Here is a 16,094-nt window from a genome sequence, read left to right as displayed (position 1 = left end):
GCACCCCGAAGCGAAAGCGAACGATGACTCCCGACACACCCCAGCAGCAGGAAGTGCTGATCGTCACGGGGATGTCGGGCGCCGGGCGGTCGACGGTGGCCAACGCGCTCGAAGACCTCGGCTGGTACGTGGTCGACAACCTCCCGCCGCAGATGCTGCGGCCGCTCGTCGACCTCGCCGAGCACGCCGGCTCGACCCTGCCGCGCATCGCCGCGGTGGTCGACGTGCGCGGGCGCGACTTCTTCTCCGACCTGCAGGAGATCATCCAGGCCCTCCGCAGCGGCACGCAGTTGCGCGTGGTGTTCCTCGAGGCCACCGACCAGGCCCTGGTGCGCCGCTTCGAGCAGGTGCGCCGGCCGCATCCGCTGCAGGGCAACGGCACGCTCCTCGACGGCATCGGCGCCGAGCGGGCGCGGCTCAGCCCCATCCGCGAGTCGAGCGACATCATCATCGACACCTCCGACCTCAACATCCACCAGCTCGCCACCACCGTGCAGGAGCGCTTCTCGGCGGCCGACACGGCGGGCGTGCAGGTCACGGTGATGAGCTTCGGCTTCAAGTACGGCGCCCCCACCGACGCCGACGGCATCGCCGACGCCCGCTTCCTCCCGAACCCGTTCTGGGTTCCCGAGCTGCGCGCCCACACCGGTCTCGACACCGAGGTGCGCGAGTACGTGCTCGGGCAGCAGGGGGCGGGGGAGTTCGTGGAGTCGTACGCGAAGGCGCTCGAGCCCGTTCTGGCCGGCTACCAGCGCGAGAACAAGCGTCACGCCACCATCGCGATCGGCTGCACGGGCGGCAAGCACCGCTCCGTCGCCATCGCGCGTGAGCTCGCCGACCGCATCGCCCGCTTCCCGGGCGTGGTCGTGAGCGTGAAGCACCGCGACCTCGGTCGCGAATGATCCCGCGGCGGAGTCGTCGCCTCGCGCCGCGGCTCCCGTCGCTCCCGCACAACCGCATCACCCGGTCTGAGAAGTAGAAGAAGGTTCCCCGTGGCTCTCACCGCCGACGTCAAAGCCGAGCTGGCCAAGGTCGTCGTCAGCAAGACGACAGTGAGGGCGGCCGAGCTCGCGACGATCCTGCGGTTCGCCGGCGGGCTGCACATCATCTCGTCGCGCATCGCCATCGAGGCCGAGCTCGACACCCCCGACATCGTGAAGCGGGTGCTCCGCGACCTGGCCGAGCTCTACGGCGTGAAGGGCGACGTGTCGATGATCGCCGCCTCCGGCGCGCGCCGCGAGGGCAGCTACCTCGTGCGGGTGCTCGACGGGGGAGAGACCCTCGCCCGCCAGACCGGGCTGCTGGATGCGCGGCGCCGCCCCATCCGCGGCCTCCCGAACCGGCTCACCACCGGCACCCGCGACGACCTCGCCGCCGTCTGGCGTGGCGCCTTCCTCGCGGCGGGCAGTCTCACCGACCCCGGCCGCTCCGCCGCCCTCGAGGTCGTGTGCCCCGGCAACGAGGCGGCCATGGCCCTGGTGGGCGCCGCCTCGCGCCTCGGGATCGCCACGAAGGCCCGTGAGGTGCGCGCGGTGCACCGGGTGGTCATCCGCGACGGCGAGGCGATCGCCGCGATGCTCTCGGTGATGGGTGCCGCCGCCACCGTGTCCACCTGGGAGGAGATGCGTCAGCGCCGCGAGGTGCGCGCCACGGCCAACCGGCTGGTGAACTTCGACGACGCCAACCTGCGGCGCTCCGCTCAGGCCGCGGTCGCCGCGTGCGCGCGGGTGGAGCGGGCGATGGAGATCCTCGGCGACGACATCCCCGACCACCTCAAGTACGCCGGCGAGCTGCGCCTGGCTCACCGCGACTCGAGCCTCGACGAGCTGGGCCACCACGCCGACCCGCCGATGACCAAAGACGCCATCGCCGGCCGCATCCGTCGCCTGCTCGCCATGGCCGACAAGCAGGCCTCCGACCTCGGCATCCCGGGCACCGAGGCGAACCTCCCCGCCGACCTCGACGACTAGCGGCGGCACGGGCCGGGCAGCACCGGCGGGGCGGCCCGCGCACGGGCCGGGCAACCCGTCACAAACGGGCGGCTTCCCCCGGGATCGCAATAGACTTGAGGGGTCACTCACAGCCGCCGCTCACCGGTCGGCGGCCTCTATCACGAGGAGATCATCACATGGCTGAGTACACTCTGCCGGAGCTTCCCTACGACTACGCCGCGCTCGAGCCCCACATCTCGGGCAAGATCATGCAGCTGCACCACGACAAGCACCACGCCACCTACGTCGCCGGCGCCAACACCGCCCTCGCCGCCCTCACCGAGGCCTCCGAGACCGGCAACCTCGCGAACGTCAACAAGCTCGAGAAAGACCTCGCCTTCAACCTCGGCGGGCACGTGAACCACTCCATCTTCTGGACCAACCTCACCCCCACCACCCAGACCCCCGAAGGCGAACTCGCTGCCGCCATCGACGACCGCTTCGGCTCGTTCGAGAAGTTCCAGGCCGCGTTCACCGCCGTCGCCCTCGGCGTGCAGGGCTCCGGCTGGGCCGTGCTCGGCTACGACGTCATCGGCGGCAACCTCTCCCTGTTCCAGCTCTTCGACCAGCAGGGCAACATCCCCGCCGGCGTCGTCCCCCTCTTCATGCTCGACGTCTGGGAGCACGCCTACTACCTCGACTACCTCAACGTGCGCGCCGACTACATCAAAGCCGTCTGGAACATCGCCAACTGGGAGAACGTCGCAGCCCGCCTCGACGCCGCCCGCCAGAACACCTCGGGCCTGCTGGTACTGTCATAACCGACGCAGGATGCGGGAGGCCGCACCCCAGGTCGGCCCCCGCCTCCTCCTCCCCAGCTCCCACCACCCCGCCCACCCGGGCCCCAGCAACAGGAGTACTACGTGTCTGTCAAGATCGGCATCAACGGCTTCGGCCGCATCGGTCGCAACTTCTTCCGTGCCGCGCTGGCGAAGGGAAGTGACCTCGAGATCGTCGCGGTCAACGACCTCACCGACAACAAGGCGCTCGCCCACCTGCTCAAGTACGACTCGATCACCGGCCGTCTCGACGCCAAGGTCGAGCTCGATGGCGACAAGATCGTCGTCAACGGCAAGCCGATCATCGTGCTCGCCGAGCGCAACCCCGCCGACCTCCCCTGGGGCGAGCTGGGCGTCGACATCGTCATCGAGTCGACCGGCCGATTCACGAAGAGCGACGACGCGCGTCAGCACATCACCGCCGGTGCCAAGAAGGTCATCGTCTCCGCTCCGGCCACCGGCAGCGACGTCGCGACCCTCGTGCTCGGTGTGAACGAGGGCACCTACGACCCCGCCATCCACGACATCATCTCGAACGCCTCCTGCACCACCAACTGCCTGGCTCCGCTGGCCAAGGTGCTGCTCGACAACTTCGGCATCGAGCGCGGCCTCATGACCACGGTGCACGCCTACACCGCAGACCAGAACCTGCAGGACGGACCGCACAGCGACCTCCGCCGTGCCCGCGCCGCCGCCGCGAACATCATCCCGACGTCGACCGGTGCCGCCAAGGCGCTCGGCCTCGTCATCCCCGAGCTCGTCGGCAAGCTCGACGGCTACGCCCTCCGCGTCCCGGTTCCCACCGGCTCGATCACCGACCTCACCGTCGAGCTCACGAAGCCCGCCACGGTCGAGGAGATCAACGAGGCGTACAAGAACGCCGCCGAGGGCGAGCTCAAGGGCATCCTCAGCTACACCGAAGACCCGATCGTCTCGAGCGACATCGTCTCCGACCCGCACTCCTCGATCTTCGACGCCGGCCTCACCAAGGTGATCGGCTCGCAGGTCAAGGTGGCGTCGTGGTACGACAACGAGTGGGGCTACTCCAACCGTCTCGTCGACATCACCGAGTTCGTCGCAGCCAAGCTGTAGACCTCTCCCCAGAAAGCGAATCCGTGACGCTCCGCACTCTCGACTCCCTCGGATCGCTCGCCGGCAGGCGCGTCATCGTCCGGTGTGACCTCAACGTTCCTGTGAAGGACGGGGTCATCACCGACGATGGGCGCGTGCGCGCGAGCCTGCCCACCCTCAACGCCCTGCTGAACGCCGGGGCGAAGGTCGTGGTGGTCAGCCACCTCGGCCGCCCCGAGGGCGCACCCGACGAGAAGTACACCCTCGAGCCCGTCGCCGGGCGCCTCTCCGAGCTCCTCGGCAAGCCGGTCGTGTTCGCTCACGACACGGTGGGCCAGGAGGCGGCGGATGCGGTGGCCGGCCTCGCCGACGGCGACATCGCCCTGCTCGAGAACCTGCGCTTCAACAAGGGCGAGACGAGCAAGGACGAGGCGGAGCGTCGCGGTTTCGCAGAGGAGCTGGCTCGCTTCGGCGACGCCTTCGTCTCCGACGGCTTCGGTGTCGTGCACCGCAAGCAGGCGAGCGTCTACGACCTCGCCGAACTGCTGCCGAGCGCAGCCGGTCTCCTCATCGAGACCGAGCTCGGTGTGCTCGACAAGCTCACCGAGAACCCCGACCGCCCCTACACGGTGGTGCTCGGCGGCTCGAAGGTCTCCGACAAGCTCGGAGTCATCGGGCACCTACTGCCCCGCGTGAACACGCTGCTCATCGGTGGCGGCATGCTGTTCACCTTCCTCAAGGCGCAGGGCCACGCCGTCGGCTCGAGCCTTCTCGAAGAAGACCAGCTCGAGACCGTGAAGGGCTACCTCGCGAAGGCAGAGGAGCTCGGCGTGACGATCGTGCTGCCGACCGACGTCGTCGTGGCGTCGAAGTTCGGCGCCGACGCCGACGTGGAGGTCACCCCCGCCGACGGCATCGAGAACACGGCCTTCGGCGCATCCGGTCTCGGGCTCGACATCGGCCCCGAGACCGCCAAGGAGTTCGCCGACATCATCGCCTCGTCGAAGACGGTGTTCTGGAACGGCCCGATGGGCGTGTTCGAGCTCGAGCCCTTCGCGGCCGGCACCAAGGCCGTCGCGCAGGCGCTCACCGAGGTCGACGGCCTCGGCGTGGTCGGCGGCGGCGACTCGGCAGCCGCCGTGCGCGCGCTCGGCTTCTCAGACGACCAGTTCGGTCACATTTCAACCGGAGGCGGTGCGTCGCTCGAGTTCCTCGAGGGCAAGCGTCTCCCTGGCCTGGAGGTCCTCGGATGGTCCTGACCCGCACCCCGCTCATCGCCGGCAACTGGAAGATGAACCTCGACCACCTGCAGGCCATCGCCTTCGTGCAGAAGCTCGCCTGGTCGCTCGACGACGCGAAGCACAGCTTCGACGACGTCGAGGTCGCCGTCTTCCCGCCGTTCACCGACCTGCGCTCGGTGCAGACCCTCGTGGCCGCCGACAAGCTCTCGCTCGCCTACGGCGGCCAGGACATCTCGCAGCACGAGTCGGGCGCCTACACCGGCGAGATCTCGGGCGCCTTCCTCGCCCAGCTCGACACGAAGTACGTCATCATCGGCCACTCCGAGCGTCGCACCCTGCACGGCGAGACGGATGAGGACGTCGCCGCGAAGGTCAAGGCCGCCATCAAGCACGGCATCGTCCCGATCATCTGCGTGGGCGAGACCGCCGACGACCTCGAGAAGTTCGGCCAGAGCGCTGTTCCGGTGGCGCAGCTGAAGACTGCCCTCGAGGGCCTCGCCCCCGACGCCGACATCGTCGTGGCCTACGAGCCCGTGTGGGCGATCGGCTCCGGTCAGGCAGCGACTCCCGAGCAGGCCGAGACCGTCGGAGCCGCGCTGCGGGCCGTCGTCGCCGAGAGCCTGAGCGCCGACGCCGCAGCCGCCACGCGCATCCTGTACGGCGGTTCGGTGAAGTCGGGCAACATCGCCGGCTTCATGCGCGAGCCCAACGTCGACGGTGCGCTGGTGGGCGGGGCGAGCCTCGACATCGCGGAGTTCTCCGCGATCGTGCGCTACCAGAAGCACGTCGGAGTCTGAGCTCCACCACCCACGGGTTATACTTACCCGTGGTCTTCGGGGGAGCGACCCGCTCTCTTCCGCACGTGAAAGGCAAGCAGTGCAAATCCTCCAGGTCGTCCTTCAGGTCATTCTCGGTCTCACGAGTTTGCTGCTGACCCTTCTCATCCTGCTCCACAAGGGCCGGGGTGGCGGTCTCTCCGACATGTTCGGCGGGGGCGTCACCTCGAACCTCGGCGCCTCGGGCGTCGCGGAGCGCAACCTCAACCGCATCACCGTGATCCTGGGGCTGGTCTGGGTGGCCAGCATCATCATCCTCGGGCTCATCACGAAGTTCGACACGGGCCTCTAGGCCTCCGGCACCCGAACACCCGCAGACACAAGGGGGAAACCAGAACATGGCATCAGGTGGAAGTGCGATCCGCGGATCGCGCGTAGGCGCAGGCCCCATGGGCGAGCAAGACCGCGGGTTCCACGCGGAGCGCATCCAGGTCTCCTACTGGGACGCTCTCGGCAACGAGACCGTGCGCTACTTCGCGGCGAACCTGCCCGACGAGGAGATCCCTGAGACGATCGACTGCCCCACCTCAGGCCTGCCCGCGGGGCGCGACAAGGCCAACCCGCCGTCGGTCGCGAAGCTCGAGCCCTACAAGACGCACCTCGCTTACGTGAAGGAGCGCCGCACCGAGCAGGAGGCCGAGCAGCTGCTCGAAGACGCCCTGCAGCAGCTGCGCGAGCGTCGCGGTACGGCCAGCGCGTCGAACTAGGCGCCGCGTCGAACCAGGCGCCACAAGCCGAAAGGGCGGTCTCACAACGAGGTGAGACCGCCCTTTCGCTGTCTGAGGGAGTCGGCGGTGACGCGCGAACTCGTCAGCTCAGTAGCTCGGCGCGATGAGCGACTCGGGAACCTCGGCGGCCGCCTCGCGGTCGACGAAGAACACGGTGCGCTTGCGACCCTGGGCACCCGCCACCGGCACCTCGTCGGTGCTCGCCCCGGCGAGGGCGAGTCCGATCGCCGATGCCTTGTCGGCGCCCGCCAGCACCATCCAGATGCGGTCGGCCGACTGGATGACCGGCAGCGTCAGGCTGAGGCGCAGCGGCGGCGGCTTGGGGGAGTTGCGCACGGGCACCACCGTCTTGTCGGTGATGCGGATCTCGTCGTGCCCGGGGAACAGCGAGGCGATGTGCCCGTCGGGCCCGACCCCGAGGAACATGATGGCGAAGCGCGGGTAGTCGCGCCCCTCGGGCGCCGCCGCGGCGAGTTCGGCGGCGTAGACGCGCGCCGCTTCGTCGAGGTCGTCGATCTCGTCGGAGGAGGGGAAGGGGTGCACCTTCGACTCGTCGACCGGCACGTGGTCGAGCAGCGCCTCACGTGCTTGCAGCTCGTTGCGGTCGGGGTCGTTCTTCGGCACGAAGCGCTCGTCGCCCCACCAGAAGTGCAGCCGCCCCCAGTCGATGGTGTCGGAGGCGGCCGAGGCGCGCACCGACTCGAGCACGGCGGCACCCATGGTGCCGCCGGTGAGCACGATGTGCGCCTCGTCGACCTCGTCGAGGATGTCGATGACCTTGGTGATGAACCGCGCCGCCACCGACCCGGCGAGTGCCTCTTTGTCGGGGTGAACGAGTACTCGGCGATCAGTCGTGGTCACAGACCATACCTTCCTTGTCGAACGACCCTGGCCCTGGCGAACCGCCGCGGCTCAGACCGCGTCGCGGACGCTGCCGTCCTTCTGCTCCAGCAGCTCGGCGAGCCCGTGGGTGATGACTTCACCATACAGGTCGTCGGGGTCGAGTCGCCGAAGCTCCTCGGCCAGGCAGTCGCGGAGGTTGCGGCGGGGGAGCGACAGGTCGTGCGTGGGCTGGTTGGGCTGGCTGAGCCGCGCCACATTCGGGATGTCGCGCACCAGCTCGATCGGCCCGCTCTCGCGCGACAGCACCACGCCGTGGATGCCGCTCGAGCCGTTGGCCGCGCGCGAGAGCAGCCCGTAGTCGACCGGCACCTGCAGCTGGTGTCGCAGCCAGGCGGCGAGCAGCAGCGTCGAGGGCGAATCGGATGCTCCGGAGACCTCGATGGCCGTCACCGGCTGGTAGGGCGGCTGGTCGAGCACCGCGGCGAGCTGGGCCCGCCACAGGGTGAGCCGCGTCCAGGCGAAGTCGGTGTCGCCCGGCGCGTACGACTTGGCCCGTGCCAGGAGCGCCTCGTAGGGATTGGCCTGGTTCGAGGAGTCGGTGATGCGACGGGTGGCGATGCGGCCGAGGTCGGAGGCCGACACGTTCTCGGGGGCCGCACCGGGCCACCACACCACGACGGGTGCGTCGGAGAGGAGGAGGCCCGTGACGAGCCCCTCCTGGTCGCTCGCCGCCGCGCCGTAGGCGCGCAGCACGATGACCTCGCTCGCGCCGGCGTCGCCGCCGACCCGGATCTGGGCGTCGAGGCGGGCGCCGCGCCCGGTGGTGAGGCCGTCGTTCTCCTGGTCGGTGGAGACCACGATGACGCGCATCGGGTGCTCACGGGAGGCGTCGTTGGCCGCCTCGATGGCGTCCTCCTCCTGACCGAGCGAGGTGACGATGACGAGGGTGAGCACGCGGCCCAGGGCGACGGCGCCGCCCTCCTCGCGGATCTTCACCAGTGACTTCGAGATCTTGCTGGTGGTGGTGTCGGGCAGATCGACGATCACGGGCGTCTCCAGGTTCTTCCGTCGCGGGCGAGCAGTTCGTCGGCCGAGCTGGGCCCCCAGGTTCCGGGGCGGTACTGCTCGGGCTGACCCTGGGTCGCCCAGTATTCTTCGATCGGGTCGAGGATCTTCCACGACAGCTCGACCTCGGTCTGCCGCGGGAACAGGGGCGGGTCGCCGAGCAGCACGTCGAGGATGAGTCGTTCGTAGGCCTCCGGGCTCGCTTCGGTGAAGGCGTGGCCGTAGCCGAAGTCCATGGTCACGTCGCGCACCTGCACGCCGGCACCCGGCACCTTCGAGCCGAACCGGATGGTCACCCCTTCGTCGGGCTGCACCCGGATGACGAGCGCGTTCTGGCCGAGCTCCGAGGTCTGGCTCTCGGCGAACAGGTACTGCGGGGCCCGCTTGAACACGACGGCGATCTCGGTGACGCGCCGGCCGAGGCGCTTGCCCGCGCGCAGGTAGAACGGCACGCCCGCCCAGCGGCGGGTGCCGATGTCGAGCTTCACCGCGGCGTAGGTCTCGGTGGTCGACTGCGGGTTCATGCCGTCTTCCTCGAGGAAGCCGAGCACCTTCTCGCCGCCCTGCCAGCCACCGGAGTACTGTCCGCGCGCGCTCACGGTGCTGAGATCATCCGGAAGCTTGACCGCCGCGAGCACCTTCTCCTTCTCGGTGCGGAGGTCGGCCGCGTCGAACGAGATCGGCTCCTCCATGGCGGTGAGCGCCATGAGCTGCAGCAGGTGGTTCTGGATGACGTCGCGCGCCGCGCCGATGCCGTCGTAGTAGCCCGCACGACCGCCGACGCCGATGTCCTCGGCCATCGTGATCTGCACGTGATCGACGTAGTTGGCGTTCCAGATGGGTTCGTAGAGCTGGTTGGCGAAGCGGAGCGCCAGGATGTTCTGGACGGTCTCCTTGCCGAGGTAGTGGTCGATGCGGAACACCGAGTCGGGCGGGAAGACCGACTCCACCACGTCGTTCAGCTCGATCGCGGTCTTCAGGTCGCTGCCGAACGGCTTCTCGATCACGACCCGGCGCCAGCGGTCGTCGCGCTGATCGGCGAGACCGGAGCGGCGCAGCTGCTCGGTGACGAGCGGGAACGCCTTCGGCGGGATGGAGAGGTAGAAGGCGTAGTTGCCCATGGTGCCGCGGTCGCGGTCGAGCTCGTCGATCGTCGACTTGAGCTGCTCGAAGGCGCTGTCGTCGTCGAATTCACCCGAGACGAAGCGGATGCCCTCGGAGAGCTGGCGCCACACGTCTTCGTCGAAGGGGGTGCGCGAGTGCTCCTTCACGGAGTCGTGGACGACCCGCTCGAAGTCCTGGTCTTCCCAGTCACGACGCGCGAAGCCGATGAGGGAGAAGCCGGGCGGCAAGAGGCCGCGGCTGGCGAGGTCGTAGACGGCCGGCATGAGCTTCTTGCGCGACAGGTCGCCGGTGACACCGAAGATCACGAGCCCGGAGGGGCCCGCGATGCGGTTCAGGCGACGGTCGGTCGGAAGTCTGAGGGGGTTGTACTCCGGCGTGATGTCGACGGGAGGCAATGGAACTCCTTGCTGAGTGGTGGTGACGACAACAACGGATGCGCGTCAGCGCAACGCGTCGAACAGGCTCTCCACGCCGGCCGACGCGTCGGTGAGCTCGAGCCGCAGCACGGGACGACCGTGCTCCGCCAGCACGGCGGCGTCTCCGGCGGCCTGGGCCTGGATGAGCTGGCCGAAGGTGAACGGGCGACCGGGGATCTCGAGGTCGTCGCGCGCGTCGGCGGTGATCTGCAGGAAGACGCCGGTGGCGGGCCCACCCTTGTGGTACTGACCGGTCGAGTGGAGGAAGCGGGGCCCCCAACCGAAGGTCACGGGGCGACCCGCGCGCTCCGCGAGCAGGTCGCGCAGCTCGGCGAGCCTGGCCTCGGAGAGCCGGTCGACGTAGGCCATGACGGCCAGGTAGCCGTCGGCGGGCAGCTCGGCGAGCAGCGCGTCGACGGAGCCGGCCAGCGTGCCCGAAGCCACGAGTGAGCCGGGCGTCGCCCGCACCTCGATGCCCGACTCGACGAACGCGGGGGCCTCAGGCTCGGGCCGGGAGTCGAGGAGGCCACGAGCGGCCTCCTTGGCCGACTCCACGTCGGGCTGATCGAACGGGTCGATGCCGAGCAGGCGCCCGGCCACCGCCACCGCGTACTCCCAGGTGAGGAACATCGCACCGAGCGAGCCGCTGATGAGCACCTCGCCCGGGTGCTGCTCGCGCAGATGGAACTGGTGCGCGTTGTCGACGAGCCGCACGAGCTGCAGATCGGCGGGCTTGGTGGTGAGCTCCGGGGAATCGAGGTCGAGCACGACCGGGAGCAGCCCCTTGCCCTCCTTACCGGTCGACTCGGCGATGAGCTGCTCGGCCCAGTCGGCGAAGCCCACGATGTGGGTTCCGTCGGCGACGATGCCGGTCTTGTCGCGGAGCGGCGTGGTGCCGGCGATCGCCGCACCGAGGATGAGGCCGAAGTTGTCGGCCCCGTCTTCGGCGAGGTTGAGCGAGATGGCCTCGGCCTCGTCGAGCAGCTCGCCGATGTCGGCTCCGGCGAGCCCGGAGGGCACCAACCCGAACGCGGTGAGCGCCGAGTAGCGGCCGCCCACGTTCGGGTCGGCGAGGAACACCCGGTACCCCGACTCGCGGGCGAGCGCCTCGAGCGGCGACCCGGGGTCGGTGACGATGACGATGCGCGACGCCGGGTCGATGCCGGCTGCGCGGAACGCCGCCTCGTAGACGCGGCGCTGGCTGTCGGTCTCGAGGGTTCCCCCCGACTTCGACGAGGCGATCAGCACCGTGGTCGCGAGCCGGTCGTCGAGGGCGGCCCTGATCTGATCGGGCGAGGTGGAGTCGAGGATGGTGAGCTCGACCCCGAGGGTCGTGGTGATGACCTCGGGGGCGAGCGACGATCCACCCATGCCGGCGAGCACGAAGTGGTCGATGCCCTGGGCGAGGAACTCCTCACGGAGTGCCGCGACCTCGGCGACGAGCGGGCGGGAGACGGAGACCGCCTCCGTCCAGCCCAGTCGCTTCGACGCCTCGGCCTCGGCCGCGGGGCCCCAGAGCGCCGGGTCTTGCCCGGTGATGCCTGAGGCCACCAGGTCGGCCGCGAGCAGCGGCACCTGGTTCGCGACCGCGGCCTTCGCGTCGCCGGACAGGTGGATCGCGATCGTCATTTCGCTGCTTCGAGTGCCGCGGTGACGGTGTCGAGGAGCTCGTTCCAGGAGACGATGAACTTCTCCACGCCCTCCTTCTCGAGGAGCTCGGTGACCTCGGCGTAGGAGATACCCTGCGCGGCGATGGCGTCGAGCACCTTGTTCGCCTCGGCGTAGCTGTGCGCGATGGTGTCGCCGGCGATCACACCGTGGTCGGCGACGGCGTCGAGCGTCTTCTCGGGCATGGTGTTGACGACCGAGGGGGCGGCGAGGTCGACGACGTAGGTGGTGTCGGGCACCGCGGGGTCTTTGACACCGGTCGAGGCCCACAGCGGGCGCTGGGTGTTGGCGCCCGCCTCGAGCAGCACCAGGGCGCGCTCGGTGGCGAAGGCCTGGGTCCACACCTCGTAGGCGAGGCGGGCGTTCGCGACGCCGGCCTTGCTCTTGAGCGCGAGCGCCTCCTCGGTGCCGACGGCCTCGAGACGCTTGTCGATCTCGGTGTCGACGCGCGACACGAAGAACGAGGCGACCGAGTGGATCTTCGACAGGTCGTGGCCCGCCTCCTTGGCCTGCTCGAGGCCGGAGAGGTAGGCGTTGATGACGTCGCGGTAGCGCTCGAGCGAGAAGATGAGCGTGACGTTCACCGAGATGCCGGCGGCGATCGTGGCGGTGATCGCCTCGAGTCCCTCGACGGTGGCGGGGATCTTGATGAGCACGTTCTCGCGGTTCACCTTGTCGAACAGCGCCTTGGCCTGCTCGATGGTGCCCTGGGCGTCGTGGGCGAGACCGGGCTCGACCTCGATCGAGACACGGCCGTCGAAGCCCTTGGTGGCGTCGTAGATCGGCTTGAAGATGTCGCTGGCGTCGGCGACGTCGTCGGTGGTGATCTCGAAGACGGCGGAGGTCACATCCGTGCCGGCCTTCGACAGTTCGGCGACCTGCGCGGCGTACGACTCGCCGTTCGCGAGGGCTGCCGCGAAGATCGACGGGTTGGTCGTGACGCCGACCACGTTCTTCTCGGCGATGAGCTTCTGCAGCCCACCCGAGGTGATGCGCGAGCGCGACAGGTCGTCGAGCCAGATCGAGACTCCGACGTCGGAGAGCTGCTGGGTGCGGGATTCGGTCATTTCTCTATCTCCTTCGTGCGACCGGCTCAGAGCGCGGCCAGCGAGGTCTTCGCTGCTTCGACGGCGGCTTCGGTGGTGATGCCGAACTCGCGGAACAGGGTCTTGTAGTCGGCCGAGGCGCCGAAGTGCTCGATCGACACCGAGCGGCCGGCGTCGCCGATGTACTTCGACCAGCCGAGCGAGAGGCCGGCCTCGATCGAGACGCGGGCCTTGACGGCCGACGGCAGCACCGACTCCTTGTACTCCTCGCTCTGCTCCTCGAACCACTCGAGCGACGGAGCCGACACCACGCGGGCGTTGATGCCCTCACCGGCGAGCAGCTCGCGGGCGTTGACGGCCAGCTGCACCTCGGAGCCGGTGGCGATGAAGATGACGTCGGGCGTGCCGTTCGGGGCCTCGGCGAGCACGTAGGCGCCCTTCGAGGTGTTGGCCGCCGAAGCGAAGACGTCGCCGGATGCTTCACCTTCGCCACGCTCGAACACCGGGATGTTCTGGCGGGTGAGGGCGATGCCGGCCGGGTTGTGGTGACGGCCGAGGATGGTGAGCCAGGCGTAGGCCACCTCGTTGGCGTCGGCGGGGCGCACCACGTCGAGACCGGGGATGGCGCGGAGCGTGGCGAGCTGCTCGATCGGCTGGTGGGTGGGGCCGTCTTCGCCGAGCGCCACGGAGTCGTGGGTCCAGACGTAGATGGCGGGGACCTTCATGAGGGCGGCAAGACGCACAGCGGGGCGCATGTAGTCGCTGAAGATGAGGAAGGTGCCGCCGAACGGGCGGGTCTTGCCGTGCAGCACGATGCCGTTGAGGATCGAGCCCATGGCGTGCTCGCGGATGCCGAAGTGCAGCACGCGGCCGTAGGGGTTGCCCGACCACTCGTGGGTGGAGTGCTCGGCCGGCACGAACGACGCCGCCGACTCGATGGTGGTGTTGTTCGACTCGGCGAGGTCGGCCGAACCGCCCCAGAACTCGGGGAGGGAGCCGGCGAGGGCGTTGATGACCTTGCCGGAGGCGGCGCGGGTCGAGACCTCTTTGCCCGCCTCGAAGACGGGGAGCACCGACTCGATGTCCTCGGGGAGCTCGCCGGCCTCGAGCCGGTCGAGGAGCGCCTTCTTCTCGGGGTTGGCTGCAGCCCAGGCGTCGAAGCCCTTCTGCCACTCGGCGCGCTCCTCGGCGCCGCGGGCGATCGCGCCGCGGGTGTGCTCGATGACCTCGTCGGCGACGGCGAAGTGCTGCTCGGGGTCGGCCCCGAGCACCTCCTTCAGGCCTTTCAGCTCGTCGGCGCCGAGCGCCGAGCCGTGGATCTTGCCGGTGTTCTGCTTCTTCGGCGACGGCCAGCCGATGATGGTCTTCAGGATGATGAGCGACGGCTTCGAGGTCTCGGCCTTCGCCGCCTCGATCGCATCGAACAGCGCGTGCACGTCTTCCACGTACTCGCCGGTCTTCTTCCAGTCGACGACCTGCACGTGCCAGTGGTAGGCCTCGTAGCGGGCCCGCACGTCTTCGGTGAAGGCGATGTTCGTGTCGTCCTCGATCGAGATCTGGTTCGAGTCGTAGATCGCGATGAGGTTGCCGAGCTGCTGGTGGCCGGCGAGCGAGGAGGCCTCGCTGGTGACGCCCTCCTCCATGTCGCCGTCGCCCGCGATGACGTAGGTGTGGTGGTCGAACGGGCTGGTGCCGGGCGCCGCCTCGGGGTCGAACAGGCCGCGCTCGAAGCGCTGGGCGTAGGCGAAGCCGACGGAGGAGGCGAGGCCCTGGCCGAGCGGGCCGGTGGTGATCTCGACGCCGTCGGTGTGGCCGTACTCGGGGTGGCCGGGCGTCAGCGAGCCCCAGGTGCGGAGCGCCTTGAGGTCGTCGAGCTCGAGGCCGTAGCCGCCGAGGTAGAGCTGGATGTACTGGGTGAGGGAGGAGTGGCCCACCGAGAGGATGAAGCGGTCGCGCCCGATCCAGTGCTGGTCGGAGGGGTCGCGGCGCATGACCTTCTGGAACAGGAGGTATGCCGCAGGGGCCAGGCTGATCGCCGTGCCCGGGTGGCCGTTGCCGACCTTCTCGACGGCGTCGGCCGCGAGGATCTTGGCGGTGGTGACGGCTTTGTCGTCAATGGGTTCCCATTGGAGTGTGGCCACGAGGAATTTCGACCCTTCTGGAGTGCGGACCCGTCAGCGGGTACCGGTAGTGAGTTGCCGACGTCTCGGACGGGCCTCACGCACCCTGCGCAGGGGCCATCGTCACCACGTCAGCGTCGCACCTCCATCATATCGAGGCGGACGGGTCGGGCGCCCCCATCGAATAGACTGCTCGCGGGGACTTTCACCGGGTAGGTAAATGAGGAGCGATGGACGTAGCGGTTGACGGCCGGGTAGTCGAGCGGCGGTTCAGCCCGAGAGACAAGGTGAAGGGCTACATCGCCCTCACCAAACCTCGGGTGATCGAGCTCCTCCTGGTGACCACCGTTCCGGTCATGATCCTGGCCCAGGGCGGCATCCCGAACCTCTGGCTGGTGTTCGCCACGCTCATCGGCGGCGCGCTCTCGGCGGGCTCCGCGGGCGCGTTCAACTGCTACTTCGACCGCGACATCGACCGGGTGATGGACCGCACCTCGAAGCGGCCGCTGGTCACCGGGGTGCTCTCCGACCGCGAGGCGCTCGTGTTCGCGTGGACGCTCGGCGTCGTCTCCATCGTCTGGCTGGCGGTGTTCACCAACCTGCTCGCCGCATCCCTCTCGCTCGCCGCCATCCTCATCTACGTGCTGCTCTACACGCTGGTGCTGAAGCGCCGCACCCCGCAGAACATCGTCTGGGGCGGCACCGCCGGCTGCATGCCCGTGCTCATCGGCTGGGCGGCCGTCACGAACTCGCTGTCGTGGGAGGCGCTCATCCTCTTCGGCATCATCTTCCTCTGGACGCCCCCGCACTATTGGCCGCTGTCGATGAAGTACCGCGCCGACTACAAGACCGCGGGCGTGCCCATGCTCGCGGTCGTGCGCGGCCGCGTCGTGGTGGGCCTGCAGATCGTGCTGTACGCCTGGGCGATGGTGGCCTGCTCGCTGCTGCTCATCCCGGTCGGGCACATGGGCCTCATCTACGCCGGCACGGCGGTCGTCGCGGGCGCCTGGTTCCTCTACGAGTCGCACCGCCTGTACAGCAGGTCGATCCGCGACCTCTCGATCAAGCCGATGCGCGTGTTCCACGGCTCGATCACCTACCTCACGCTGATCTTCCTGGCGGTGGCGATCGACCCGCTGGTTCCGCTCTTCCGCTTCTAGGAGCC

Annotated in this window: 15 protein-coding genes; 9 read left to right on the top strand and 6 right to left on the bottom strand. The window is 69.1% G+C overall.

What is annotated here, in order from left to right:
- The first annotated feature begins 23 nt into the window (after positions 1–23).
- The 8 genes from rapZ (at position 24) to HL652_RS07875 (ending at position 6,625) form a co-directional block, all read left to right on the top strand.
- Positions 24–902 (top strand): RNase adapter RapZ, encoded by an 879-nt coding sequence (gene rapZ, locus HL652_RS07910; RefSeq protein WP_171704829.1) that lies wholly within the window; start codon positions 24–26, stop codon positions 900–902.
- 90 nt (positions 903–992) lie between these two features.
- Complete coding sequence (gene whiA, locus HL652_RS07905) at positions 993–1,970, top strand: DNA-binding protein WhiA (RefSeq protein ID WP_171704828.1); 978 nt, start codon at positions 993–995, stop codon at positions 1,968–1,970.
- Between the two features lie 158 nt (positions 1,971–2,128).
- On the top strand, positions 2,129–2,752 hold the full coding sequence (locus tag HL652_RS07900; protein WP_171704827.1) for a superoxide dismutase: 624 nt from the start codon (positions 2,129–2,131) through the stop codon (positions 2,750–2,752).
- A 102-nt stretch (positions 2,753–2,854) separates the two neighbouring features.
- Positions 2,855–3,862: a type I glyceraldehyde-3-phosphate dehydrogenase gene (gene gap / locus HL652_RS07895; protein ID WP_171704826.1), complete on the top strand. Its 1,008-nt coding sequence runs from the start codon at positions 2,855–2,857 to the stop codon at positions 3,860–3,862.
- Positions 3,863–3,885: 23 nt separating this feature from the next.
- Positions 3,886–5,100: a phosphoglycerate kinase gene (locus tag HL652_RS07890; RefSeq protein ID WP_171704825.1), complete on the top strand. Its 1,215-nt coding sequence runs from the start codon at positions 3,886–3,888 to the stop codon at positions 5,098–5,100.
- The gene (gene tpiA / locus HL652_RS07885; RefSeq protein WP_171704824.1) at positions 5,091–5,879 is read left to right on the top strand and encodes a triose-phosphate isomerase; all 789 of its coding nucleotides are present in this window, start codon (positions 5,091–5,093) and stop codon (positions 5,877–5,879) included. The genes HL652_RS07890 and tpiA overlap by 10 nt, the downstream gene beginning before the upstream one ends.
- A gap of 79 nt (positions 5,880–5,958) precedes the next feature.
- The gene (gene secG / locus HL652_RS07880) at positions 5,959–6,210 is read left to right on the top strand and encodes a preprotein translocase subunit SecG (RefSeq protein ID WP_171704823.1); all 252 of its coding nucleotides are present in this window, start codon (positions 5,959–5,961) and stop codon (positions 6,208–6,210) included.
- Between the two features lie 46 nt (positions 6,211–6,256).
- Complete coding sequence (locus HL652_RS07875) at positions 6,257–6,625, top strand: RNA polymerase-binding protein RbpA (RefSeq protein WP_171704822.1); 369 nt, start codon at positions 6,257–6,259, stop codon at positions 6,623–6,625.
- Between the two features lie 108 nt (positions 6,626–6,733).
- Here the strand turns inward: HL652_RS07875 and pgl are convergent, their stop codons facing one another.
- The 6 genes from pgl to tkt are packed head-to-tail and all read right to left on the bottom strand — an operon-like array spanning position 6,734 to position 14,950.
- Positions 6,734–7,507: a 6-phosphogluconolactonase gene (gene pgl, locus HL652_RS07870; RefSeq protein WP_171704821.1), complete on the bottom strand. Its 774-nt coding sequence runs from the start codon at positions 7,505–7,507 to the stop codon at positions 6,734–6,736.
- Between the two features lie 51 nt (positions 7,508–7,558).
- Positions 7,559–8,536: a glucose-6-phosphate dehydrogenase assembly protein OpcA gene (locus HL652_RS07865; protein ID WP_171704820.1), complete on the bottom strand. Its 978-nt coding sequence runs from the start codon at positions 8,534–8,536 to the stop codon at positions 7,559–7,561.
- Positions 8,533–10,074, bottom strand: a complete 1,542-nt coding sequence (gene zwf, locus HL652_RS07860) for a glucose-6-phosphate dehydrogenase (RefSeq protein ID WP_171704819.1) — start codon at positions 10,072–10,074, stop codon at positions 8,533–8,535. The genes HL652_RS07865 and zwf overlap by 4 nt, the downstream gene beginning before the upstream one ends.
- A gap of 45 nt (positions 10,075–10,119) precedes the next feature.
- Positions 10,120–11,724 (bottom strand): glucose-6-phosphate isomerase, encoded by a 1,605-nt coding sequence (locus HL652_RS07855; protein ID WP_171704818.1) that lies wholly within the window; start codon positions 11,722–11,724, stop codon positions 10,120–10,122.
- The gene (tal, locus tag HL652_RS07850) at positions 11,721–12,830 is read right to left on the bottom strand and encodes a transaldolase (protein ID WP_171704817.1); all 1,110 of its coding nucleotides are present in this window, start codon (positions 12,828–12,830) and stop codon (positions 11,721–11,723) included. Before tal ends, HL652_RS07855 begins: the two co-directional genes overlap by 4 nt.
- A 26-nt stretch (positions 12,831–12,856) precedes the next feature.
- Entirely contained in the window at positions 12,857–14,950 is a 2,094-nt protein-coding gene (tkt, locus tag HL652_RS07845; RefSeq protein ID WP_171704816.1) for a transketolase, read from the bottom strand.
- 209 nt (positions 14,951–15,159) lie between these two features.
- Between tkt and HL652_RS07840 the strand changes: the two genes are divergently transcribed.
- Positions 15,160–16,089, top strand: coding sequence for a heme o synthase (locus HL652_RS07840; protein ID WP_171704815.1), 930 nt, complete (start codon positions 15,160–15,162; stop codon positions 16,087–16,089).
- Positions 16,090–16,094: the final 5 nt, after the last annotated feature.

The sequence above is a fragment of the Herbiconiux sp. SALV-R1 genome (assembly GCF_013113715.1).
In the GTDB taxonomy this organism is placed as follows: Bacteria; Actinomycetota; Actinomycetes; order Actinomycetales; family Microbacteriaceae; genus Herbiconiux.
Note: the sequence above shows the minus strand (reverse complement) of the source record. Positions and strands in the feature narration are given on the sequence as shown.

Excerpts from the sequence above, each read along its gene's own strand:
- rapZ (WP_171704829.1), top strand. The coding sequence starts at position 24 with ATGACTCCCGACACACCCCAGCAGCAGGAAGTGCTGATCGTCACGGGG.
- HL652_RS07900 (WP_171704827.1), top strand. The coding sequence starts at position 2,129 with ATGGCTGAGTACACTCTGCCGGAGCTTCCCTACGACTACGCCGCGCTC.
- tpiA (WP_171704824.1), top strand. The coding sequence starts at position 5,091 with ATGGTCCTGACCCGCACCCCGCTCATCGCCGGCAACTGGAAGATGAAC.
- HL652_RS07875 (WP_171704822.1), top strand. The coding sequence starts at position 6,257 with ATGGCATCAGGTGGAAGTGCGATCCGCGGATCGCGCGTAGGCGCAGGC.
- HL652_RS07855 (WP_171704818.1), bottom strand. The coding sequence starts at position 11,724 with ATGACGATCGCGATCCACCTGTCCGGCGACGCGAAGGCCGCGGTCGCG.
- tal (WP_171704817.1), bottom strand. The coding sequence starts at position 12,830 with ATGACCGAATCCCGCACCCAGCAGCTCTCCGACGTCGGAGTCTCGATC.
- HL652_RS07840 (WP_171704815.1), top strand. The coding sequence starts at position 15,160 with ATGGACGTAGCGGTTGACGGCCGGGTAGTCGAGCGGCGGTTCAGCCCG.